Below are 348 nucleotides of genomic sequence, written 5' to 3' on the forward strand. Positions count from 1 at the left end.
ACACGGTGTAGATAACGTCTATCGGCAACCGCCGTTACTTTAGCGTTGGGCAAGTTGGTCACTATCTTGATAGGTTTGCCCAAGGCATTGGTTTCACGCTCAATCTGTTCGAGCAACTCTTTGAGATTTACGGGTTCTAGATCGAGTTTTGGTGACCCTTCTTCTAGCTTAGCGTAAGTCAAAATCTCGTCAATGAGACCGTTAAGCGACTCAATATCCTCATCGATATAATCACGCTGCATAAACCGCGAGTCTTCATCATCGGTATCAGCCAACATATCGACGGCAAAGCGTATACGTGCCACTGGCGTGCGGAGCTCATGCGATACTGCGCGCGTCAGCTCGCGC

At 49.1% G+C, this 348-nt stretch carries 1 protein-coding gene; it reads right to left on the reverse strand.

Going from position 1 to position 348, the window contains the following annotated elements; translation table 11 throughout:
* Positions 1-348, reverse strand: a 348-nt coding sequence (locus AAEZ05_RS27980) for a histidine kinase dimerization/phospho-acceptor domain-containing protein (protein ID WP_350649809.1), incomplete at both ends; no start/stop codon positions are given.

Origin of the sequence: Pseudomonas sp. HY13-MNA-CIBAN-0226 (genome assembly GCF_040310305.1) — a bacterium.
Lineage (GTDB): Bacteria > Pseudomonadota > Gammaproteobacteria > Pseudomonadales > Pseudomonadaceae > Aquipseudomonas > Aquipseudomonas gregormendelii.